General features: G+C 67.6%; 18 protein-coding genes and 1 other RNA gene. 10 read left to right on the forward strand and 9 right to left on the reverse strand.

What is annotated here, in order from left to right:
• Positions 1-60: 60 nt before the first annotated feature.
• From OMP44_RS21450 to OMP44_RS21490, 9 genes are all read left to right on the forward strand, one after another.
• The gene (locus tag OMP44_RS21450) at positions 61-2,493 is read left to right on the forward strand and encodes a glucose/quinate/shikimate family membrane-bound PQQ-dependent dehydrogenase (protein ID WP_280311104.1); all 2,433 of its coding nucleotides are present in this window, start codon (positions 61-63) and stop codon (positions 2,491-2,493) included.
• A gap of 440 nt (positions 2,494-2,933) precedes the next feature.
• Positions 2,934-5,318 (forward strand): pyrroloquinoline quinone biosynthesis protein PqqF, encoded by a 2,385-nt coding sequence (pqqF, locus tag OMP44_RS21455; protein WP_280311106.1) that lies wholly within the window; start codon positions 2,934-2,936, stop codon positions 5,316-5,318.
• A 184-nt stretch (positions 5,319-5,502) separates the two neighbouring features.
• Positions 5,503-5,574: a pyrroloquinoline quinone precursor peptide PqqA gene (pqqA, locus tag OMP44_RS21460; protein ID WP_003243383.1), complete on the forward strand. Its 72-nt coding sequence runs from the start codon at positions 5,503-5,505 to the stop codon at positions 5,572-5,574.
• Between the two features lie 55 nt (positions 5,575-5,629).
• Positions 5,630-6,541, forward strand: a complete 912-nt coding sequence (gene pqqB, locus OMP44_RS21465) for a pyrroloquinoline quinone biosynthesis protein PqqB (RefSeq protein ID WP_280311108.1) — start codon at positions 5,630-5,632, stop codon at positions 6,539-6,541.
• 5 nt (positions 6,542-6,546) lie between these two features.
• Positions 6,547-7,296: a pyrroloquinoline-quinone synthase PqqC gene (gene pqqC / locus OMP44_RS21470; protein WP_187981046.1), complete on the forward strand. Its 750-nt coding sequence runs from the start codon at positions 6,547-6,549 to the stop codon at positions 7,294-7,296.
• Positions 7,293-7,568 carry a pyrroloquinoline quinone biosynthesis peptide chaperone PqqD gene (pqqD, locus tag OMP44_RS21475; protein ID WP_133862265.1) on the forward strand — a complete coding sequence of 92 codons (276 nt, stop codon included), beginning with the start codon at positions 7,293-7,295 and terminating at the stop codon, positions 7,566-7,568. Before pqqC ends, pqqD begins: the two co-directional genes overlap by 4 nt.
• A 22-nt stretch (positions 7,569-7,590) precedes the next feature.
• Positions 7,591-8,742, forward strand: a complete 1,152-nt coding sequence (gene pqqE / locus OMP44_RS21480) for a pyrroloquinoline quinone biosynthesis protein PqqE (protein WP_280311249.1) — start codon at positions 7,591-7,593, stop codon at positions 8,740-8,742.
• 163 nt (positions 8,743-8,905) lie between these two features.
• Positions 8,906-9,430, forward strand: coding sequence for a GNAT family N-acetyltransferase (locus OMP44_RS21485; protein WP_280311124.1), 525 nt, complete (start codon positions 8,906-8,908; stop codon positions 9,428-9,430).
• A gap of 119 nt (positions 9,431-9,549) precedes the next feature.
• Entirely contained in the window at positions 9,550-10,956 is a 1,407-nt protein-coding gene (locus OMP44_RS21490; protein ID WP_280311126.1) for a YncE family protein, read from the forward strand.
• Positions 10,957-11,921: 965 nt separating this feature from the next.
• Here OMP44_RS21490 and pcaC read toward each other — a convergent pair.
• From pcaC to OMP44_RS21530, 8 genes are all read right to left on the reverse strand, one after another.
• Complete coding sequence (gene pcaC / locus OMP44_RS21495; RefSeq protein ID WP_280311128.1) at positions 11,922-12,317, reverse strand: 4-carboxymuconolactone decarboxylase; 396 nt, start codon at positions 12,315-12,317, stop codon at positions 11,922-11,924.
• An 11-nt stretch (positions 12,318-12,328) separates the two neighbouring features.
• Entirely contained in the window at positions 12,329-13,117 is a 789-nt protein-coding gene (gene pcaD, locus OMP44_RS21500; protein ID WP_280311130.1) for a 3-oxoadipate enol-lactonase, read from the reverse strand.
• A gap of 16 nt (positions 13,118-13,133) precedes the next feature.
• A complete protein-coding gene (locus tag OMP44_RS21505; protein WP_280311132.1) occupies positions 13,134-14,492 on the reverse strand; it encodes a 3-carboxy-cis,cis-muconate cycloisomerase in 1,359 nt (452 codons plus the stop codon).
• 23 nt (positions 14,493-14,515) lie between these two features.
• Positions 14,516-14,591: non-coding RNA, sX9 sRNA (locus OMP44_RS21510), on the reverse strand.
• Between the two features lie 61 nt (positions 14,592-14,652).
• Positions 14,653-15,945, reverse strand: coding sequence for an MFS family transporter (locus OMP44_RS21515; protein WP_158891708.1), 1,293 nt, complete (start codon positions 15,943-15,945; stop codon positions 14,653-14,655).
• A gap of 264 nt (positions 15,946-16,209) precedes the next feature.
• Positions 16,210-17,424, reverse strand: coding sequence for a 3-oxoadipyl-CoA thiolase (gene pcaF / locus OMP44_RS21520; RefSeq protein ID WP_187981042.1), 1,215 nt, complete (start codon positions 17,422-17,424; stop codon positions 16,210-16,212).
• Positions 17,421-18,206, reverse strand: coding sequence for a CoA-transferase subunit beta (locus OMP44_RS21525; RefSeq protein ID WP_280311136.1), 786 nt, complete (start codon positions 18,204-18,206; stop codon positions 17,421-17,423). The genes pcaF and OMP44_RS21525 overlap by 4 nt, the downstream gene beginning before the upstream one ends.
• Positions 18,207-18,209: 3 nt before the next feature.
• Positions 18,210-19,058, reverse strand: a complete 849-nt coding sequence (locus OMP44_RS21530) for a CoA transferase subunit A (RefSeq protein ID WP_280311138.1) — start codon at positions 19,056-19,058, stop codon at positions 18,210-18,212.
• A 207-nt stretch (positions 19,059-19,265) separates the two neighbouring features.
• On the opposite strand from OMP44_RS21530, the gene OMP44_RS21535 reads away from it, so the two are divergent.
• A complete protein-coding gene (locus OMP44_RS21535) occupies positions 19,266-19,505 on the forward strand; it encodes a VF530 family protein (protein ID WP_280311139.1) in 240 nt (79 codons plus the stop codon).
• On the opposite strand, the gene OMP44_RS21540 is transcribed toward OMP44_RS21535, so the two are convergent.
• Positions 19,502-20,356: an SPFH domain-containing protein gene (locus OMP44_RS21540; protein WP_158891698.1), complete on the reverse strand. Its 855-nt coding sequence runs from the start codon at positions 20,354-20,356 to the stop codon at positions 19,502-19,504. The genes OMP44_RS21535 and OMP44_RS21540 overlap by 4 nt on opposite strands.
• Positions 20,357-20,380 lie beyond the last annotated feature (24 nt).

The raw sequence follows: 20,380 nt of genomic DNA on the forward strand, positions 1-20,380 counted from the left end.
ATTTGCGATGTCGTCGATCGAGTCGAAGTCTCTTTTCACGATTGCATTGCGAGCGCTGCCATGACTGTCACTTCCAACGCGAGACCGGGAGGCCTGCCTGCCAGGTTACTCGGCATCCTGTTCATCCTCCTGGGCCTCGCCCTGCTGGGGCTGGGCATCAAACTGGCCACCCTCGGGGGCTCCCTGTATTACCTCGGCGGCGGCGTGCTGCTCGCCCTGAGTGGTTACCTGCTGTGCATCCGGCGGGCCAGCGGGGTCTGGGTCTATGCCTTCTTCCTGGTGGTCTCCACCGCCTGGGCCGTACTGGAAGTCCAGTTCGACTGGTGGCAACTGGTGCCGCGCCTGGCGCTCTGGTTCGTCCTCGGCCTGGTGCTGCTGATCCCGGTGTTCCGCCGTCCGCTGGACAGCCGTAGCGGCGGCCTGCCGCTGGTCGGCTCCCTGGTAATCGCCGCGGTCGTCGCCCTGATCGCCCAGTTCGTCAACTACAACCGTCTGGACGGTGACCTGGGCCGCGATACCGCTGGCGTCGAAAGCGCCGCCCCGACCGCCGCCGATGGCGACTGGCCGTCCTATGGCCGCACCGCGTTCGGTGATCGCTACTCGCCGCTCAAGCAGATCGACGTCAACAACGTGAAGGAGCTGCAACCGGCCTGGACCTTCCGTACCGGCGACATCCCCGGCCCGAACGATCCCCAGGAGACCACCGCGGAAAACACCCCGCTCAAGGTCAACGGCAAGCTCTATGTCTGCACGCCGCACAGCCAGGTGATCGCCGTGGACCCCGACAGCGGCAAGGAAATCTGGCGCTTCGATCCCAAGCTGAGCACCCAGCACGCCGACAGCTTCAAGGGCTGGGCGCACATGACCTGCCGCGGCGTGGCCTACCACGACGACGCCACCTACGCCGGCACCACCACCGCAGGCCAGAGCCCGGCTACCGGCAGTGCCGTCCCGGTCGACGAGCAGAGCACCCCGGCCGCCAGCAGTTGCCCGCGCCGCCTGTTCCTGCCCACCGCCGACACCCGCCTGATCGCCATCAACGCCGACACCGGCAAGGTGTGCAGCGACTTCGGCGACAACGGCCAGGTCGACCTGACCGCCAACATGGGCAGCTTCACGCCCGGCGGCTACTACTCCACCTCGCCGCCGGCGGTGACCCGCAACCTGGTGATCATCGGTGGCCACGTCACCGACAACGTCTCCACCGACGAGCCGTCCGGCGTGATCCGCGCCTACGACGTGCACACCGGCAAGCTGGTGTGGAACTGGGACAGCGGCAATCCGGACGCCACCGCGCCCATCGCCGCCGATGGCATCTACACCCGCAACTCGCCCAACATGTGGTCGATGATGGCCGTCGATGAAAAGATCGGCATGGTCTATCTGCCCATGGGCAACCAGATGCCCGACCAGTGGGGCGGTGACCGTACCCCGGCCTCCGAGAAGTACAGCGCCGGCGTGGTCGCCCTCGACATCGCCACCGGCAAGGTGCGCTGGAACTACCAGTTCACCCACCATGACCTCTGGGACATGGACGTGGGCGGTCAGCCGACCCTGGTGGACATCAAGACCGAAGGCGGCGTGAAACCCGCGCTGATGGCCTCGACCAAGCAGGGCAGCATCTATGTGCTGGACCGCACCAACGGTCAGCCCATCTACCCGATCAAGGAAACCCCGGTGCCCCAGGGCGCGGTGGAAGGCGACCACACCTCGCCGACCCAGCCGGTCTCCTCGATCAACCTGGCCGCGCCGACCCTCAAGGAAAGCGACATGTGGGGCGGTACGCCCTTCGACCAGGCGCTGTGCCGCATCGCCTTCCGCGAGCACCGCTACGAGGGCATCTACACCCCGCCGTCCACGCAAGGGTCGATCGTCTACCCGGGCAACTTCGGCGTGTTCGACTGGGGCGGCCTCTCGGTCGATCCGGTGCGCCAGATCGCCTTCCTCAACCCCAGCTACATGGCCTTCACCTCCAAGCTGGTGCCGCGTGAAGAGATTGCCAACCAGCCGGCGCGCAAGAGCGAGACCGAGGGCATCCAGCCCAACAAGGGCGCGCCCTACGGCGTGATCCTGTCGGCCTTCCTGTCGCCGCTGGGCCTGCCTTGCCAGGCACCCGCCTGGGGCTATGTGGCAGGTCTCGACCTGACCACCGGCAAACTGGTCTACAAGCACAAGAACGGCACCGTGCGCGACAACTCGCCGGTTCCGCTGCCCCTGCCCATGGGCGTGCCCAGCCTGGGTGGCACCGTCACCACCGCCGGTGGCGTGGCCTTCCTGAGCGGCACCCTGGACCAGTACCTGCGTGCCTATGACGTAAAGAACGGCAAGGAATTGTGGAAAGGCCGCCTGCCGGCCGGTGGCCAGACCACCCCCATGACCTACACCGGCAAGGACGGTCGCCAGTACGTGCTGGTCTATGCCGGCGGCCATGGCTCGCTGGGCACCAAGCAGGGTGACTATGTGATGGCCTTCGCCCTGCCCGAGAAGAAGTAAGGGCGCCCGCGCCTGAGCTCCCCTCTCCTCTGGGAGAGGGTAAGGGGCGAGGATGCTTCGAGCATTTTTGACATCCTGTTGGAACCCCCCTCGCCCCACCCCGAAATCCCGGCCCAGCCGGGATTTTTTTCGCCCGGGTTTTTTCTTTCTATGAAAAGAGCCCCCTGGCACCCAGGGCCCAGCGGAAAAGGCTGCGCCGTTTTCCACGCTACGGGGTCAAGACCGTGCCTCGAACGCTCCCTCTCCTCCCGGCAGAAGGCCAAGGTTAGGACCAACCCGGGCACCCCACCCGCTCCTCCCCCTCTCCCTCGGGGAGAGGGCCGGGGTGAGGGCCAAACCAGGCACGGCTCTCGCTCTTCCCCCTCTCCCCCAGGGAGAGGGTCGGGGTGAGGGCACGCTCCGCTCCATCACCCTCCCCTGGACTCGGTTAAGCTATCCCCATGCCCAGCTCTCTTTCCCAACACCGCCGACTGCGCCTGGCCAATGGCCTGGCCGTCGCCCTGCTGCACGATGCCGAGCTGCCCCAGGCGGCCGCCCTGGTGCGCATCGGCGCCGGCAGCCATCAGGCACCGCGGGCCTTTCCGGGGCTGGCGCACTTTCTCGAACACCTGTTCTTTCTCGGCAGCCATAGCTACCCGGCGGCGGACGGCCTGATGCCGCTGGTGCAGCGCCTGGGTGGCGAACTCAACGCCAGCACCCGCGAGACCACCACCGACTTCTTTTTCGCCCTGGCCCCCGAGCATCTGGCCGCCGGGCTCGCCCGACTGCTGGACATGCTCGCCGCACCGCTGCTGGCACCAGGCGCCCAGCGCCGCGAGCGCGAGGTACTGCACGCCGAATTCATCGCCTGGTCGCGCAGCGCCGATACCCGCCGCGACCTGGCCCTGGCGGCCGCCCTGCCCGCGGACCATCCCGCCGCCGGCTTTCACGCCGGCAATCGCTATAGCCTGCCGCTGCAGAGCCCTGCCTTCCAAAGGGCGCTGCGCGCTTTCCAGCACCAGCACTACCGCGCCGATAACGCTCTGCTGGTGCTGGCCGGGCCACAATCGCTGGCCGAACTGGCAGACCTGGCCCGCGAACAGGGTGCCGTCCTGGCATCCGGTCCTGCGTCCGCAAATGCAACGCCCCCGCCACTCCCGGCCAGGGGTGAACACTGGCAGACCATTACCGCCACGCCGCCCAGGCTGGCGCTGCAATTCGCTCTCGACGACCTGCCGCCCGGCAGCTGGGAAGCGGCGGAGCTGCTGGAGACCCTGCTGCTCGGCGACCATCCCGGCGGCCTGCCCGCCCTCCTGCGCCAGGCGGGCCAGGCCGCACGGCTCAGCCTCGCCTGGCCCTATCGCCAGGCAGGCCAGGGCCTGCTCCAGCTGGATCTCTCACCCGGTCCTCAGGCCAGCCCCGGCCACCTGACCAGCCTCCTGTTCGCCTGGCTGGACACCCTGCGCCAGACACCCCTGTCCGCATTGCAGCAGAGCCACGCCGAACGCATCCAGCGCCTCTGGGCCACCCTGCCCGCCCTGGCGCTGGCAAGACGCCTGGTTGAACGCCTCTGGCTGGATCGACGAGGAGACGCCTGGCCACAACCGGCCCTCTCGCCCGCCGCCCAGGCCGCCTGGCCGCGGCTGCTCGCGCAACTGGTCCCGGAACGCCTCAGCGGTTTCGCCGCCGGCCTGGCCGATGCAGCGAACCGGGCGTCGCCCGTCGCCGCTCCCTTTACCCTGCCACCGCCCAATCCTTTGCTCGTTGACCCCGTACCTTCGAGCGCCCCGGCGCTGCAACCCTGGCCGACCAGCCAGGCCCTTGCCCCGCAGCAGCGCGAAGGCCTGCTGTTCCTGCGCTGGCGATGGCCGGGACAGGTTGCGCCCGATGCCCAGGTACTAGGCGCGCTCCCCCGGCGGGCCGCCGAGGCGGGCGTCAACCTGCGCTGGAGTCCACCGGGGGCGCCCTGGGAGTTGCGACTGCAAGGCTGGGCCGCGGCGCTGCCGGCGGTGCTGGAGCAGGCGCTCGGCCGCCTGACGGCGGAGCGGGATAACGGCAGCCCGGCACCCGCGGTACCGCCAGAGCCCATGCTGATCCGCCAGTTGCTCAAGGTCCTGCCCGAGCGACTGACTGCGGTCACGCCGCTGACGGAGATTACCGAAGGCCCGCGTTGGCAAGCCCTGGCCTGCGGCCTGCCGCAGACGGCGCAGGCATCCCTGGCTGCCGTCACCCCGCCGCCCCAGCCCCAGGCCGGGCCGCAGGGCGAATTGCCCAGCTTCACCGGTCGCCACTGGCACCCCGAACCCAGCGCCGATGCCCAGCAGGCGCTGCTGCTGTTCTGTCCGCAACCCAACGCGCGCGCCACCACCGAAGCCGCCTGGCGGCTGCTGGCGGCGCGCCTGCAGGGACCGCTGTTCCAGCGCCTGCGCAGCGAGCGGCAACTGGGCTATGCGGTGTTTTCCGCCTATCGCCAGCTGGGCGATCACGGCGGTCTTTTGATCGGTGTCCAGTCACCTCATGCCCGGGCGGCGGAGATCCTGGCGGAAATCGAGGGTTGCCTGGCTGAAAGCCTGGCCGCCATACAGGCCGAGGGCGCTACGCTTTCACAGAACATCCGCCAACTGGTGCGCGACTTCAGCCCCGGCACCCCTCAACGCGCAGCTCTGGCCGAGCGCCTCTGGTGGGGCTTCCAGCGCAGCGGTGCGCTGGATCTTGCGCCCCTGCAACACGCCCTGGCCGCCCTGGACGACAGGGCCCTGCAGCAGGCCTGGCAGCAACTCATCGCCAGCGACGCACCGCGCTTCGCCCTGGCCAATGCCGACGCGCCATCCGGCTGGATGTCATAGCTTTCAACACTTTCCCGGGAGCGTCGGCTGCTGCCGGCGGTCAATCTGTTGCAGGATCGGTAAGACTGTTATGTCCGCCGGACCACCAGCGATTCGTCGCGGCAAAAACCCTTAGCTAGATAACATTTGTTAGACTTGACGACCGGATCCATCCGGCTTTCGCAGTCAAAAGAGGAGACCTCCCATGTGGACCAAGCCTGCTTACACTGACCTGCGCATCGGCTTCGAAGTCACCATGTACTTCGCCAACCGTTGATGCGCCCCACGCCCCGGTTCACCGGGGCGTACTTTTTCCAGGTTTAGCCTTTCCCATGCATATCCAGATTCTCGGCTCCGCCGCCGGCGGTGGCTTTCCCCAGTGGAACTGCAATTGCGTCAATTGCGACGGCTTCCGCAAGGGCACCCTCAGGGCCCAGGCCCGTACCCAGTCCTCCATCGCCCTGTCCGACGACGGGGTGAACTGGATCCTGTGCAACGCTTCGCCCGACATCCGCGCCCAGCTGGCCGGCTTCGCCCCGCTGCAGCCGGCGCGGGCCCTGCGCGACACCGGCATCCGCGCCATCGTCCTGCTGGACAGCCAGATCGACCACACCACCGGCCTGCTCAGCCTGCGTGAAGGCTGCCCCCACCAGGTCTGGTGCACCGAGATGGTCCACCAGGACCTCACCACCGGCTTTCCGCTGTTCAACATGCTGGAACACTGGAACGGCGGGCTCAGCTGGCAGCCCATCGCCCTGAGCGGCAGCTTCACCATTCCGGCCTGTCCGAATCTGGAATTCACGCCCTTTCCGCTGCGCAGCGCCGCGCCGCCCTATTCGCCCCATCGCCACGATCCGCACCCGGGCGACAACCTGGGGCTGCTGGTCCATGACAGGCGCACCGGCGGCAAGCTGTTCTACGCCCCGGGCCTTGGCCAGCCGGACGCCGCCCTGCTGGAGCTGATGGGCCAGGCCGACTGCCTGCTGGTGGACGGCACCCTCTGGACCGACGACGAGATGCAGCGTCGCGGCGTGGGCACCCGGACCGGCACTGAGATGGGCCACCTGCCGCAGAGCGGTCCCGGCGGCATGCTGGAGGTGCTGGCCGGCTTCGAACGCCAGCGCAAGGTGCTGATCCACATCAACAACACCAATCCGATCCTGGACGAAGACTCCCCCGAACGCGCCATCGTCGCGCGCCAGGGCGTGGAAGTCGCCTGGGACGGGATGTCCATCGAGTTGTGAACGCCATGCCCAACGCCCTCACGCCCGCCGAATTCGAAGCCGCCCTGCGCGCCAAGGGCGACCTCTACCATATCCACCACCCCTATCACGTGGCCATGTACCAGGGTCGCGCCAGTCGCGAGCAGATCCAGGGCTGGGTGGCCAATCGCTTCTACTACCAGGTCAACATCCCGCTCAAGGACGCCGCCATCCTGGCCAACTGCCCGGATCGCGAGATCCGTCGGGAGTGGGTGCAGCGCATCCTCGACCATGACGGCGAGCCCGGCAGCGAAGGCGGCATCGAGGCCTGGCTGCGCCTGGCCGAGGCCACCGGCCTGGATCGCGAGCAGGTGCTCTCCCAGGAACTGGTGCTGCCCGGGGTGCGCTTCGCGGTGGACGCCTACGTCAACTTCGCTCGCCGCGCCTCCTGGCAGGAGGCCGCCAGCAGCTCCCTGACCGAGCTGTTCGCGCCGCAGATCCACCAGTCGCGGCTGGACGCCTGGCCACAGCACTACCCCTGGATCGATCCGGCCGGCTACGAGTACTTCCGCACTCGCCTGGGCCAGGCGCGGCGCGACGTCGAGCACGGCCTGCAGATCACCCTGCAGCACTACACCACCTGGGAATCCCAGCAGCGCATGCTGGAGATCCTGCAGTTCAAGCTGGACATCCTCTGGAGCATGCTCGACGCCATGAGCATGGCCTACGAACTGCATCGCCCGCCCTATCACAGCGTCACCGCCGAGCGTCGCTGGCACCGAGGAATCGACCTATGAGCTTCGACCGTACCCAGGTGCCGCGCTGGCGTCCCGGCTACCGCTTCCAGTTCGAGCCGGCGCAGGACGCCCATGTGCTGCTCTATCCCGAGGGCATGATCAAGCTCAACGACAGCGCCGCCGCCATCGGCGGGCTGATCGACGGCCAGCGTGACGTGGCCGCCATCATCGAAGCCCTCGACGAACGCTTCCCCGGCGTTCCCGAACTGGGTGCGGACGTCGAACAATTCATGGAGGTCGCCCGTGCCGAGCACTGGCTCCTGCTCGGCTGACACCAGCCTGCCGGGCACGCCCATGCAGTTGCCGCAGCCGCCCACCGTTGCTGCGCCCAGCATTGGCCTGCCCCTGTGGCTGCTGGCCGAGGTCACCTATCGCTGCCCGCTGCAGTGCCCCTACTGCTCCAATCCCCTGGACTTCGCCGCCCAGGGGCGCGAGCTGACCACCGAACAGTGGTTCAAGGTCATGGCCGAGGCACGGGAGATGGGTGCGGCCCAGATCGGCTTCTCCGGGGGCGAACCCCTGGTGCGCCAGGACCTCGCCGAGCTGATCCGCGAGGCGCGCCGGCTGGGCTACTACACCAACCTCATCACCTCCGGCATCGGCCTCACCGAGGCGCGCATCGCCGAGTTCAAGGAAGCCGGCCTGGACCATATCCAGATCAGCTTCCAGGCCAGCGACGAACAGGTGAACAACCTGCTCGCCGGCTCGAAGAAGGCCTTCGCCCAGAAGCTGGCCATGGCCAAGGCGGTCAAGGCCCATGGCTACCCGATGGTGCTCAACTTCGTCACCCACAGGCACAACATCGATCGCATCGACCAGATCATCGACCTCTGCCTGGCCCTGGAGGCCGACTTCGTCGAACTCGCCACCTGCCAGTTCTATGGCTGGGCCGAGCGCAATCGCGCCGGTCTCCTGCCGACCAGGGCCCAGCTGGAGCGCGCCGAAGGCATCACGAACGAGTACCGCGCGCGCCTCAAGGCCGAGAATCATCCCTGCAAGCTGATCTTCGTCACCCCGGACTACTACGAAGAGCGCCCCAAGGCCTGCATGGATGGCTGGGCCAAGCTGTTCCTGACCATCACGCCGGACGGCACCGCCCTGCCCTGCCACGGCGCCCGGCAGATGCCCATCGCCTTCCCCAACGTGAAGGAGCAGGATCTGCGGCACATCTGGTACGACTCCTTCGGCTTCAACGTCTACCGCGGCTACGACTGGATGCCCGAGCCCTGCCGCTCCTGCGACGAGAAGGAAAAGGACTACGGCGGCTGCCGCTGCCAGGCCTTCATGCTCACCGGCGATGCGCGCAACGCCGATCCGGTCTGCGCCAAGTCGCCGCACCACGACCTCATCCTCGCCGCCCGCCAGGAAGCCGAGACCGCGACCCAGCGGATCGAGGACCTGCAATTCCGCAACGAACGCAATTCGCGGCTGATCGCCAAGGCTTGAAGCCAGCGGCGGCGCCAGACATGCCAAGGTCGTCGGCGGAATCCGGTTCCTCGTGCCAGGGTGCAGGCTTGTCAGCGGGACTCACCACCCACGGCTCCGAGGCATTTGCCTCCCGGCCGGGCAGTGACCATACTGCCCGGCCGGACCTTTTCGCCTCGTCGTCATGCCCTCGATACGCCCGCTGCGCCCCGCCGATATCCCCGCCGTTCTCGATATCCAGGCGGCCACCTACCCCGCCGACCTGCTCGAAGACCGCGCCTTCTACGTCAATCGCCTGGAGCTCGCCCCGGAGCACTGCTGGGCGGCGACCGACGCCGAAGATCGCCTGCGCGGCTATCTGATCGCCTATCCCTGGGACGACGGCCTGCCACCGGTGTTGGGGGCTCGCCTGGAGCAGCTGCCGAGCGAGGCTTCCACTTGGTTCCTGCACGATTGCGCGGTGCACCCCGAGGCCCAGGGCCAGGGCGTGGCCGGTCGCCTCTATCGCCACGCCAAGGGCCAGGCCCGGCGCGCCCGCCTGCGCCAGGGGCGGCTGGTGTCGCTGTCCAACGCCATCGGCTACTGGCAGCGCCACCACTATCATCCGGTTCCCGCCGACGCCGCACTCAAGGCCAAGCTGGCCGGCTATGGCGCCGGTGCCTGCCTGATGCAGCGCACCCTCGACACCCCGGATGCCGAGCACGCCTAAACCTTGCAAATCTAAATGCAAGTATTTCGCTTTCGCCTTAACATGACCTAGCCCAGGAGGGCCTCTGCCGCCCGGCGCTCTGGCGCGGGTATCTTGATCGCCGCTACAAGGAATCCCTGATGAACATCGCTCCAGCGTCTTCGGCCAAGGGCCGGCGCGTCTTTTCCGTTACCTTGTTGGCCACCCTGCTGGCGCTGGGTGGGCAAGCCGCCCAGGCGCGCTCCAGCTTCGAAGCCCCCGATCCGGACTACCACGGCGAGATCAAGGCCAGCCCCGTCACCGGCACCGCCATCCTGGCCGGCAGCGAGGTGGCGCTGGACGGTCGCGGCTTCACCCCCGGTCAGCGGATCACCCTGTCCCGCGGCGGCGTAGCGCTCAACCCCGACGCCGCCTACGTGGCCGACGCCCAGGGCAACTTCAAGGCGACCCTGCGCATCCCCGAAGACGCCGCCCCCGGGCAGCACCCCATCGTCATCAGCACCGCCCAGCCCTCGGGCGCCGCGGTCTTCCCGCTCAAGGTCTCGCCGGTGGTGCCGCTATCCGGCGCCGACGCCTATAGCCTCACCGCGGTCAAACTGGTCCCGGGCCTCTACCAGGTGGACAGCAGCGCCAAGACCGGCGCCCTCTTCGTCACCTCGGCCGTGGGCCGCCCACCGGTCAAGGTCTCGCAGCTGCTCAAGCTCGATCCCAAGGACCTGGCCATCGAACGCCAGCTCACCCCGGCCGCCGCCCCCGGCGCGGATGCCGGTGTCTACGCCGTCTACGGCGTGGGCGTGGACGATCGCAACGGCACCGTCTGGACCACCAACACCCGGCAGAACACCGTGGCGGTCTATCGCCAGAGCGACCTGGGTCTGGTCAAGCAATTCGAACCCGGCCTCGTGCCCCATGCCCACACCGTGGTGGTCGACGAGAAACTCGAACGCGCCTTTGCCTCGGCGGCCATGACCCCGGACATCGTCAGCTTCGACGCCAAGACCCCGGCCGTGCGCAAGCACATCACCATCGAATCGGGCGTGCGCGGCGAGCAGTTCGCCGTGGTCGGCATGCACCTGGACCCGACGGTGCACAAGCTCTACGCCGTCAGCCTGAAGACCAACGAAGCCGCGGTGATCGACGCCAAGACCGAGCAGGTCGAGAAGGTCTTCCCGATCCAGGGCGCCAAGACCCCCATGGGCGTGGCCCACGATCCCCAGACCGATCGCCTGTTCATCACCGCCCAGGGCAGCGACAACCTGCTGATCGTCGACGCCAAGACCGGCCAGACCCTGCACAACGTCACCACCGGCGCCGGGGCGCTGAACGTGGCCTTCGACCCGGTCAAGCGCCTGGCCTACGTGACCAACCGCGGCGCCGGCACCCTGACCGTGGTCGACCCGGACGGCACCATCAAGGCCAACCTGGAGCTGGGTACCTATCCCAACCACGCGGTGGTGGATGGCAAGGGTGTGGTCTACGCGGTGAACAAGGCCAAGGGGCAGGATGATGCCGAGGGGGATCGGATTACGCGGGTGATGGCGAAATAACAAGCCTACGCCCTCGGTCTTAGGCTAGGGGCCGCTTTTGTAGGTTGGGTTGAGCGATAGCGAAGCCCAACTCTCTGGCCTATTGGTGCCTCAGCTGTTTATCAAACGCCTTCATGCTTTTTGTTTCGCCCACCCGGGCGACTCACTTTTTTCAAACGCGAAAAAAGTAAGCAAAAACGCTTGCCCCGACCATCCGGCCCTCCGCTTCGCTCCGGGTGCGCTCGCACCAGCGCCGTTCCGGGGTCGGTCCAGATGGGCCGTCCATGGCCCACTGGACCTCTCGCCGCATCCATGCGGCTCGACCCACTCCACGACACTGGCGTTCGCCCTCCTGAACGGGGCGATTCGCTAGCCTGAAAGTGTTGGTTGAAGAGCCACAAAAAGCCCGTAGCCGTAGCCGTAGCCGTAGCCGTAGCCGTAGCCGTAGCCGTAGCCGTAGCCGTAGCGTGGACAACGGCGAAGCCTTGTCCACTAAGCATGGCCATGCGTATCAGTGGAAAACGCTACGCGGTTTTCCACGCTACAAACCTTTAAACACCCAAGCCTCAGGCTGTCGCCCCGCCCCGTCAGTGAGGCCGAGTGTAGGTGTCGCGGAGGGGGATGCGAGGCAGGACGCCGAGCAAGGCGCGAGGGGCAGGAAGCCCCTTCGTGCCGTGCCCCTGGAGCGGCACCGGAGCGAGGGGACCCGGAGCGCACCGCAGGGCCGAAACGTGGGGCAAGCGTTTTTGGTTACTTTTGCCGCGATTGGCAAAAGTGACTCGCCCGAGGGGGCGAAACAAGGACCTCCTCTAGACTTCGATAAGCAGCTAGGGCACCAGCAGGCAAAGCCAGGTATCGAGGGCTAACCCCGTGATGTTGGGCTTCGCTAACGCTCAACCCAACCTACGCCTTACGCCTCATTCAAAACCAATAACGCCCACCAAATCCAAACCGGCGGGCTTCATCCAAGGGGCCCAAGGGAAAACTCACCCCCCCAACGACTCCACCCCCAACTCATCCCACACCGCCTCCGCCAGGTGGAAGGTGGCGTTGGCCGCCGGGATGCCGCAGTAGATGGCGCTCTGCATGATCAGCTCCTTGATCTCCTCCCGCGTCACCCCGTTGCTGCGGGCGGCACGCAGGTGCAGGCGGAGTTCGCCTTCGCGATTCATGCCGATCAGCATGGCGATGGTGATCAGGCTGCGGGTGTGCCGCGGCAGGCCCGGGCGGGTCCAGATGTCGCCCCAGGCGTGGCGAGTGATCATCTCCTGGAATTCTTCGTTGAAGGGAGTCAGCTTTTCCAGGCTGCGATCGACGTGGACGTCGCCCAGCACCGCGCGGCGGACCTGCATGCCGGCTTCATAACGTTCTCTTTCGTCCAAGATAGACTCCTTCAGGCGCTCAGAAAGGCCAGCACGCGCTGGGTAAAGGCAGCGCCCATCTGCACGTTGGACAGGTGGGCGGCGGGAAACTCGACGTACTCGGCGCCCGGGATGCGCTCCTGCAGGAAGCGGCCGTCGGCCGGGGTGGTCACGGCGTCGTGGCTGCCGGCGACGATCAGCGTCGGCGCACGGATGGCATCCAACACCTCGCGGAAGTCGGCATCGCGCACCGCCGCGCAGTTGGCCGCATAACCCTGGGGCGAGGTGCCGGCGAGCATGGCGACGATGCGGTCGACCCGGTCCGGCTCGGCGCTGGCGAAATCAGGGGTGAACCAGCGACCGATGGAGGCGTCGCGCAGGTCGCGCATGGCCTGCTCGCCGCCGGCTTCAACGGTCTGGATGCGCCCGTTCCACACCTCGGGGGTGCCGATCTTGGCGGCGGTGTTGCACAGCACCAGACGGGTGACCCGCTCGGGGGCGTTGATGCCCAGCCACTGGCCGATGGAGCCGCCCATGGACAGGCCGCAGAAGGCGAATTGGTCGATACCTAGGGCGTCGGCCAGGGCCAGGACGTCGCGACCGTTCCCGTCCATGCGATAGGGGCCGGGCGTCACCAGGGAGGCGCCATGGCCGCGGGTGTCGTAGCGCAGCAGGCGAAAGCGCTCGCTGAAGGCGGCGGCCTGGTCGTCCCACATGGCCAGGTTGGTGCCCAGGGAGTTGGACAGGATCAGCACGGGGGCGCCCGCGGGGCCCTCCAGTTGGTAATTCAGGTCGCCATCGGCGAGACGTACGCTGGGCATCAGGCAGTCCTCTGGTCTAGGAATGGGCAAGCAAAGTGCGGTGTTCGGCCAGGGCGCGAGCCACCCAGGCCCGGGCCTGGCCCTGGTAATGGGCGGGGTCCAGCAGTCGATCCAGCTCGACGCTGGAGAGTTCGGCGGTCACTTCCGGCGTATCGCCCAGTACCTGGCGCAGGTGGCGACCCTCCTGGACAGCGCGCTTACAGCTCTGCTCCACCAGGTGGTGGGCGGCCTCGCGCCCCAGGCGCCCGGCCAGGGCGATGCTGACCGCCTCGGCCAGCACCAGGCCGTGGGTCAGTTCCAGGTTGGCCTGCATGCGTGCGGCGTCGACCTCCAGCCCGGCAACGATGGCCTGAGCCTGTTGCAGGGCGCCGGAAACCAGGCAGAACAGCTCCGGCAGGGTTTCCCACTCGGCGTGCCAGAGCCCCAGGCTGCGCTCGTGCTCCTGGGGCATGGCGGAAAACAGGGTGCTGACCAGACCCGGCGCGCGGGTGGCAGCGGCGATCAGCACAGCGGCGCCCACCGGATTGCGTTTGTGCGGCATGGTGGAAGAGCCCCCCTTGCCCGGCGCCGAGGGCTCGAAGACCTCGGCGGCTTCGGTCTGCATCAGCAGCGACAGATCGCGGCCCAGCTTGCCCAGGCTGCCGGCCACCAGGCCGAGCCAGGCGCCGACCTCGACCAGGCGATCGCGCTGGGTGTGCCAGGGTTGCTCCGGCAGGCTCAGCGCCAGCTCCCGGGCGAGGGCCTCGGCCACCGGCAGGGCCTGATCGCCCAGGGCGGCCAGGCTGCCCGAGGCACCGCCGAATTGCAGCACCAGCACCCGCGGCCGCAGTTCGGCCAGGCGCTGGCGGTGCCGGGTGATGGCGCCCAGCACCCCGGCCAGCTTCATGCCCAGGGTCACCGGCGTCGCGTGCTGCAGCCAGGTGCGGCCGGCCAGCACGGTATCGGCATGGCGCTCGGCCTGGGCGGCCAGGGCCTCGGCCAGGTGCGCCAGGTCGGCGTCCAGCAGGTCCAGCGCCTGGCGGATCTGCAACACCAGGCCGCTGTCCATGGCGTCCTGGCTGGTGGCGCCACGATGCACATGGCGCTCGGCCTCGGGGTCCTGGGCGGCGATCTGCCGGCCCAGCGCCTTGACCAGCGGAATGGCGGAATTGCCGGCGCTGACCACGGCCCGGGCCAGCTCGGCCGCGTCATACCGCTCGGCGCGGCAGGCAGCGGCGATGGGCGCCACCGCCGTCTGCGGGATCACCCCCACCGCCGCCTCGGCGCGCGCCAGGGCCGCTTCGAAGTCCAGCATGCCCTGCAGTCGGCCGTGGTCACAAAACACCGCGCGCATGGTGGCGCTGGTGAAGTAGGCGTCGAATAGCAGGTTGGACATGGGGCTTCCTCAAGTGGCGGAGCGGCCAACAAAGCGTAGCGAGCGGTTGTCAGGCGGGTGCGCGCGGCGCGCAGGAACCGGAATGTACAAGTGGTACATGAGGATTCCGAGCACTGCACGCGCCCGCCTGGCGGACGCGCAGTAGTTTTGTTGGTTGCTCCTAGTGGTCGTGATGCAGGTAGGTGGCCTGCCGCGGCAGCCGGAGGCTGACCAGGAAGGCCACCGCCAGCATCACCGAGACATAGATGTAGAAGACTTCTTCATGCCCCTGGGTCTTGAAGCTCAGGGCGACGAATTCCGCCGAACCGCCAAAGATGGCATTGGCCACCGCATAGGACAGGCCCACGCCCAGGGCGCGCACCTCCGGCGGGAACATCTCCGCCTTCACCAGGCCGCTGATGGAGGTGTAGAGGCTGATGATGGCCATGGCCAGGCAGATCAGCAGGAAGGCCACGAAGGGACTCTGGACGCTGGCCAGCGCCGTGAGGATCGGCCAGGTGCAGACCGTGCCCAGGCCGCCGAACAGCAGCATGGAGGCGCGCCGACCGATGCGGTCGGAGAGCATGCCGAACAGCGGCTGCATGAGCATGAACACCAGCAGGGCACAGGTCATCACGGCACTGGCGGTCTTGGCGTCCATGCCGCTGGTGTTGACCAGGTACTTCTGCATGTAGGTGGTGAAGGTATAGAAGATCAGCGAGCCGCCGGCGGTGTAGCCGAGCACGGTGAAGAAGGCCGCCTTGTGATGCTTGAACAGGCCGCTGAGGGTACCGGCCTCCTTGTTGGCGCGGGTCTCGGCGGTGGTGGTCTCTTCCAGCGAGCGACGCAGGAACAGCGAGACCACGGCCGCGGCGGCGCCGACCAGGAAGGGAATCCGCCAGCCCCAGGCACGCAGGTCGGCATCGCTCAGGACCTGCTGCAGGATCACCACCACCAGCACCGCCAGCAGCTGGCCGCCGATCAGGGTGACGTACTGGAAGGAGGCGAAGAAGCCGCGCTGGCCACGCAGCGCCACCTCGCTCATGTAGGTGGCGGTGGTGCCGTATTCACCACCCACCGAGATGCCTTGCAGCAGGCGCGCGAGCAGCAGCAGGGCCGGCGCCGCGACGCCGATGCTGGCATAGGTGGGCAGGCAGGCGATGGCCAGGGAGCCGGCACCCATCATCAGGATGGAGATGACCATGGAGGTGCGTCGGCCGTACTTGTCGGCGACGCGCCCGAAAATCCAGCCGCCTAGGGGGCGCATGAGAAAGCCCGCGGCAAAGACGCCGGCGGTACTCAGCAGCTGCACGGTGGGATCGCTCTTCGGGAAGAAGGCGGCGGCGAAATAGATGGAACAGAAGGCGTAGACGTAGAAGTCGAACCATTCCACCAGGTTGCCGGACGAGGCGCCGACGATGGCGAAGATGCGCTTCTTGCGCTCCTCGAAGCTGTAATGCGGGTGAGTGCTCATGGAGATCCTTAATTATAGGTATGGATGGACGGGGGACAGCCTACCGCCATCGGACCAGGAGAGACACACGCGGTTACAGGGGGTGTGGGCATGGATTGAGGCTAGCAGTGGATGAAATCTTGGTAGGTTGCCGAGGCGGCCGCTCTAGGATCAGCTCTGGCTATCGCGGCCATGGGCCGCTCCTACAGGTACGCCACGTGTAGGAGCGGCCGCATCGGCGGACCGCCATGGCCGCGATTGCCTAAGCGCCCAAGCGCCAAAGCCTCAGATCCCGTCCACCCGCTCCACCGCCAGCGCCAGCCCCTGGCCGACGCCCACGCACATGGTGGCGAGCCCCAGGCGGCCGCCGGTCTTTTCCAGGTGGTGCACCGCGGTGAGCACCAGGCGGTTGCCGCTCATGCCCAGGGGATGACCCAGGGCGATGGCGCCGCCATTGGGATTGACCTTGGGGCTGTCGTCGGCCACGCCCAGTTCGCGCAGGACGGCGATGCCCTGGGCGGCGAAGGCCTCGTTGAGCTCGATGACGTCGAAGGCCTCGATGGACAGGTCCAGTTGCTGCAGCAGCTTGCGCACCGCCGGGGTCGGACCGACGCCCATGATGCGCGGCGCCACCCCGCCGCTGGCCATGCCCAGTACCCGGGCGCGGGGCGTGAGGCCGTGCTTCTGCACCGCTTCCGCCGAGGCCAGGATGATCGCCGAAGCGCCGTCGTTGAGACCCGAGGCGTTGCCCGCGGTTACGGTCCGGTCCGGGCCGTTGACCGGCTTGAGCTTGGCCAGGCCTTCTGCGGTGGTGTCCGGACGCGGATGCTCGTCCTGCGCCACCACCAGGTCGCCCTTCTTGCCCTTGATCGTCACCGGGACGATTTCCTCGGCGTAGTAGCCGGATTCCTGGGCCGCCGCGGCGCGCTGCTGGCTGCGCAGGCCGAAGGCGTCCTGGTCGGCGCGGCTGACGCCATAGTCGGCGGCGACGTTGTCGCCGGTGACCGGCATGCTGTCGACGCCGTAGGTCTCTTTCATCGCCGGATTAACGAAGCGCCAGCCCAGGGTGGTGTCTTCCAGTTTCTGGCCGCGACCGAAGGCACTGTCGGCCTTGCCCATCACATAGGGAGCGCGGGTCATGGATTCCACCCCGGCGGCGATCACCAGCTCCATCTCGCCGAGGGCGATGGCGCGATAGGCCTGGCCCACCGCCTCCATGCCCGAGGCGCAGAGGCGGTTGAGGGTCACGCCCGGCACCGTTTCCGGTAGTCCCGACAGCAGCACTGCCATGCGCGCCACGTTGCGGTTGTCTTCCCCGGCCTGGTTGGCGCAGCCCATGAACACCTCATCCACCGCCGTCCAGTCCACCTGGGGATTGCGCTCCTGCAGCGCCTTGAGCGGAATGGCCGCCAGGTCATCGGCACGCACCGCCGAGAGACCGCCGTTGAGCCGGCCGATGGGGGTCCGAATGGCGTCGCAGATATAGACGGGGCGACTCATTCCTCAGCTCCTTTCTGGCCGCCGTGGGCGGCATTGGTCCGGGCCTGCAGATCACGCAGGGCCGCGAGTTCGGTTGCCGTCGGCGCCGCGCTGGTGGCGACCTGGTCGGCGAAGCGGATGGCCCAACCGGTGGCGGCCACCACCTGTTCGCGGGTCACTCCGGGATGCAGGGCGGTCACCACGAATTCGTGGGTGTCGGTTTCCGGCTCCATGATGCAGAGGTCGGTGATGATGGCGGTCGGCCCCTTGCCCGGCAGACCCAGCTGCTGGCGATGATCGCCACCCTCGCCGAAGCCCACCGAGGTGATGAAGGCCAGCTTGTCGACAAAGCTGCGGTGCGACTGCTTGAGGATGATCAGCACCTCCTTGGCCGAACCGGCGATCTCCGGCGCGCCGCCGGCGCCCGGCAGCCGCACCTTGGGCTGGTGGTAGTCGCCGATCACCGTGGTGTTGATGTTGCCGAAGCGGTCGACCTGGGCCGCGCCGAGGAAGCCGACATCGATGCGTCCGCCCTGCAGCCAGTAGCGGAAGATCTCGCCGGTGGGCACCACGGTGTCGGCGGTCTCGGCCAGTTCGCCGTCGCCGATGGACAGCGGCAGCACCGAGGGCTTGGCGCCGATGGGGCCGGATTCGTAGATCAGCACCACGTCCGGCGCATGGGTCAGGCGCGCCAGGTTGGCCGCGGTGGACGGCAGGCCGATGCCGACGAAGCAGACGCTGCCATTGCCGAGGCGGCGCGCGGCGGCCACGGTCATCATTTCATTGGTGGTGAAGTCGCTCATGATTCAGGCCTCCGCAGCCAGCTTCGCCTGGAAGGCGGCGAAGTCCGCGGTACCGCGGATGTAGGTGTCGATCCACTGGGTAAAGGTGTCGCGATCGCGAGCGATCGGATCCCAGGCCTGGTAGAAGCGGTTGTCCCGCTCGTAGTAGCCGTGGGCATAGGACGGATGCGCCCCGCCCGGCACCACGCAGACCGCGCTGAGCGCCCAGGTCGGCAGCACGCAGGCGTTCATCGGTGCCTGGAGGTCGTCGACGAGCTCTTCCACGGTGACGATGCAGCGCTGGGCGGCCAGCGCCGCTTCCTTCTGCACGCCGAGGATGCCCTGGATCAGCACGTTGCCCTGGCGGTCGGCCTTCTGCGCATGGATGACGGTGACGTCGGGACGCACGCTGGGCACCGCGGCGAGCTGCTCGCCGGTGAAGGGGCAGGCGATGAACTTGATGTCCGGATTGACCTTGGCCAGGTCCGAGCCCTGGTAGCCGCGCAGGACGGCGAACGGCAGGTTGGAGGCACCGGCGACATAGGCATTGGCCAGGGCCGCGTGGCTGTGCTCGGAAATCTCCAGCGGGTGCGGCCAGCCCTTTTCCACCGCATCGCGCAGCCGGTGCAGGGAACCGACCCCGGGGTTGCCACCCCAGGAAAAGATCAGCCGCCTGGCGCAGCCGGCACCGATCAGCAGGTCGTAGACCAGGTCGGGGGTCATGCGCACCAGGGTCAGGTCGCGCCGATTCTGGCGGATCAGCTCGTGGGCGGCGGCGGTCGGAATGAGATGGGTGAAGCCTTCGAGGGCGACGGTCTCGCCATCGTGGACGAAGCGCTGGATGGCTTCGCTCAGGGACAGGATCTGGGCCATGGATTGTCGACTCGCGTCTTTGTTGTCGGCGCCGCCCGGTGCGGCGGTCTGGAGCCAGACTACAAAGCCCTACCCATGCAAACAATCCGATAATCGACTAACAGTTCGATTATCGAACAGCATCGTCTGCCAGCCTCGCGAGGATCGCGACGCGCAGCGAGTCGTCGCAGCGGCTACACTGCCCTGCCCTCACCCAGAGCCCTGCCGATGTCCGACAAGCCCCGCGCCTCCCTGGAAGGGATCACCCTCGAAGCCCTGCTCACCCGCCTGGTGGCGCATCACGGCTGGGAAGAACTCGGGCGGCGCATCCCGCTGCGCTGCTTCACCCATGAGCCCTCCATCAAGTCCAGCCTGACCTTCCTGCGCCGCACGCCCTGGGCACGGGAAAAGGTCGAGCAGCTCTATCGGCGATTGCCTAAGCAGGCCTCGCGACAACTGCCGGACTAGGACTTGGTCCCCAGCAGGCCACGCAGCGTCTGCTGGATATCGGCCGGCAAGACCACCGTCTTCGCGTTGTCGCTGGTGGCCAGCTTTTCCATGGCGTTGATATAACGCTCGCCCAGCAGATAGAGCACCGGAGTCGGTTCGCTGCCCACGGCTTCGGAGATCTTGCTCAGGGCGGCGGCGGAGGCCTGCGCCAGGGTCACCTGGGCCACGCCGTCGCGCTTGGCGGCTTCGAGACGGGCATCGGCCTCCAGGATGGCGGCCTGCTTGGCGCCCTCGGCGCGGGTCACCACGGCCTTGCGCTCCCGCTCGGCGGCCGCCTGCATTTCCATCGCCGCCTGCATTGAGGGCGTCGGCTTGAGCTCCTGCACTTCCACCGCCTTGACGGTGATGCCCCAGTCCACGGTCTGCTCGGCCATGCTGACCCTCAGCCGCGCCTTGATCTCGTCTCGCGAGGACAACGCCTGGTCCAGTTCCATCTCGCCAATGATGGCGCGCAGCGAGGTCATCGCCAGGCTGGTGATGGCCTGGGCGTAGTCTTCCACGCCATAGGCCGCCTTGGCCGGATCGACGATCTTGGCGAAGCACAGGGCGTTGGCCAGGATCACCGCGTTGTCGCGGGTGATGACCTCCTGTTGCTGCACATCGAGGATCAGGTCCTTGGTGCTGAGGCGGTAGCTGACCTGATCCATGTAGGGGATGAGGAAATTCAGCCCGGGCTTGAGGGTGGTGCGGTACTTGCCGAGGCGCTCGACGATCCACTCCTGCCCCTGGGGCACCAGGCGCACGCCCTTGGCGACGGTGACGACGATGAAGACCAGCAACAGCAGGGCGACGATAAGACTGACACTCATGGACGATGTCCCTATGGATGGAAG

This window comes from Pseudomonas flavocrustae (assembly GCF_029872515.1).
Classification (GTDB): Bacteria; Pseudomonadota; Gammaproteobacteria; order Pseudomonadales; family Pseudomonadaceae; genus Chryseomonas; species Chryseomonas aestiva.

What these genes read in the sequence shown, in the direction of transcription:
- OMP44_RS21450 (WP_280311104.1), top strand. Translation starts at nt 61, where the DNA reads ATGACTGTCACTTCCAACGCGAGACCGGGAGGCCTGCCTGCCAGGTTA.
- pqqF (WP_280311106.1), top strand. Translation starts at nt 2,934, where the DNA reads ATGCCCAGCTCTCTTTCCCAACACCGCCGACTGCGCCTGGCCAATGGC.
- pqqB (WP_280311108.1), top strand. Translation starts at nt 5,630, where the DNA reads ATGCATATCCAGATTCTCGGCTCCGCCGCCGGCGGTGGCTTTCCCCAG.
- pqqC (WP_187981046.1), top strand. Translation starts at nt 6,547, where the DNA reads ATGCCCAACGCCCTCACGCCCGCCGAATTCGAAGCCGCCCTGCGCGCC.
- pqqD (WP_133862265.1), top strand. Translation starts at nt 7,293, where the DNA reads ATGAGCTTCGACCGTACCCAGGTGCCGCGCTGGCGTCCCGGCTACCGC.
- pqqE (WP_280311249.1), top strand. Translation starts at nt 7,591, where the DNA reads ATGCAGTTGCCGCAGCCGCCCACCGTTGCTGCGCCCAGCATTGGCCTG.
- OMP44_RS21485 (WP_280311124.1), top strand. Translation starts at nt 8,906, where the DNA reads ATGCCCTCGATACGCCCGCTGCGCCCCGCCGATATCCCCGCCGTTCTC.
- OMP44_RS21490 (WP_280311126.1), top strand. Translation starts at nt 9,550, where the DNA reads ATGAACATCGCTCCAGCGTCTTCGGCCAAGGGCCGGCGCGTCTTTTCC.
- pcaD (WP_280311130.1), bottom strand. Translation starts at nt 13,117, where the DNA reads ATGCCCAGCGTACGTCTCGCCGATGGCGACCTGAATTACCAACTGGAG.
- OMP44_RS21505 (WP_280311132.1), bottom strand. Translation starts at nt 14,492, where the DNA reads ATGTCCAACCTGCTATTCGACGCCTACTTCACCAGCGCCACCATGCGC.
- OMP44_RS21515 (WP_158891708.1), bottom strand. Translation starts at nt 15,945, where the DNA reads ATGAGCACTCACCCGCATTACAGCTTCGAGGAGCGCAAGAAGCGCATC.
- pcaF (WP_187981042.1), bottom strand. Translation starts at nt 17,424, where the DNA reads ATGAGTCGCCCCGTCTATATCTGCGACGCCATTCGGACCCCCATCGGC.
- OMP44_RS21525 (WP_280311136.1), bottom strand. Translation starts at nt 18,206, where the DNA reads ATGAGCGACTTCACCACCAATGAAATGATGACCGTGGCCGCCGCGCGC.
- OMP44_RS21530 (WP_280311138.1), bottom strand. Translation starts at nt 19,058, where the DNA reads ATGGCCCAGATCCTGTCCCTGAGCGAAGCCATCCAGCGCTTCGTCCAC.
- OMP44_RS21535 (WP_280311139.1), top strand. Translation starts at nt 19,266, where the DNA reads ATGTCCGACAAGCCCCGCGCCTCCCTGGAAGGGATCACCCTCGAAGCC.
- OMP44_RS21540 (WP_158891698.1), bottom strand. Translation starts at nt 20,356, where the DNA reads ATGAGTGTCAGTCTTATCGTCGCCCTGCTGTTGCTGGTCTTCATCGTC.